Consider the following 1,148-nt stretch of genomic DNA (forward strand, 5'->3'; position numbering starts at 1 on the left):
GGCCAGGAATGTCATCTTGGCCCAGAGTGCGGCCGTTTCGTCGGGCAGGACTTGGGTCTTGGGGCCGGCCGCGCGCAGGGCTGCCGCCAGTGTGTCCAGGCGGTCGCGGGGGACCGTGTCGCCCGTCAGGTCGATCTCCGCGAACGGGCTGCCGTGATCAATCACCCCTGGGGCGGTGCGAGTTGACTCGACCCGGATGATCGCGGGGGCGACCTGGGTGGGGGTGTAGCGGGCGCGTAGGTGCGTCGGGTGTTCTACGCCGTTCAGGAACGGGACGAGGAGGGCGTCGCCCAGGGTCTTCGCCGGGACTCGGGTGAGGGCCGCGTCCAGAGTTGTCGCCTTGACCGTGATCAGGCAGGCGTCTACCGGTTCGCGTAGGTCCGTGTCCGCCTCCACCGGGGCGGTGAAGTCGCCGAAGCGGGCGCTGTGGACCTGGATTCCGTTCGTACGGAGGGTGTCGGCCGTTTCTTCTCCGGCCAGGCAGATCACCCGGTGGCCGGCGCGGGACAGCAGCGCCGCGAGCAGGCCGCCTACGCCTCCGGGGCCCAGTACCGCCACGGTGAGTTCGTTGTTCGCCATGTTGTCGCGTCCTCTCGTCGGTCGGCCCCGTGAACGGTGGCCGCCTCGGAGGGATCATCGCAGGTGTGTTCGGGAGAGGGGCGGCGGTATCGCTTCCGAAGCGCGAGACTGGACGTATGTGCCGCAGTATCAAGACGCTTCGACCGCCCGCCCTGCCCGACGAGGCCACGGAGGAGGAGGTTCGTGCCGCCGCGTTGCAGTTCGTGCGCAAGGTCTCCGGGTTCCGGGCGCCTGCCGCGCACAATCGCGAGGTCTTTGATCACGCGGTTGATGTGATCGCCGAGGCCACGGCCGAGTTGCTTGCGGGGATTGAGGTGAGGGGCGCGCCGAGGGGGGCGTAGTGGTCAAAGTGCGGGTCGGTGGGGGCTGGTCGCGCCCACGCGGCGGAGCCGCACATTGATACAGCCCCGCGCCCCTAAAAACGGACGCGCGCCCCTGATCAGTAGCGAAGCCGTGTCCCTGAGAAACGGACCCCCGCTTCCGGTCTGTAGCGAATCTGCGGGTCGGTGGGGGCTGGTCGCGCAGTTCCCCGCGCCCCTAAAAGACAGACGCGCGCCCCCGATCCGTAG

Annotated in this window: 2 protein-coding genes; one reads left to right on the forward strand and one right to left on the reverse strand. The window is 69.2% G+C overall.

What is annotated here, in order from left to right; translation table 11 throughout:
• On the reverse strand, positions 1-579 hold a 579-nt coding region (locus ACNFOC_RS54585), incomplete at its 3' end, for a ketopantoate reductase family protein (RefSeq protein ID WP_416966341.1).
• A 116-nt stretch (positions 580-695) separates the two neighbouring features.
• Here ACNFOC_RS54585 and ACNFOC_RS54590 point away from each other — a divergent pair.
• Complete coding sequence (locus tag ACNFOC_RS54590; RefSeq protein ID WP_416966342.1) at positions 696-920, forward strand: DUF2277 domain-containing protein; 225 nt, start codon at positions 696-698, stop codon at positions 918-920.
• Positions 921-1,148: the final 228 nt, after the last annotated feature.

Source organism: Streptomyces colwelliae (assembly GCF_048158785.1).
Lineage (GTDB): Bacteria > Actinomycetota > Actinomycetes > Streptomycetales > Streptomycetaceae > Streptomyces.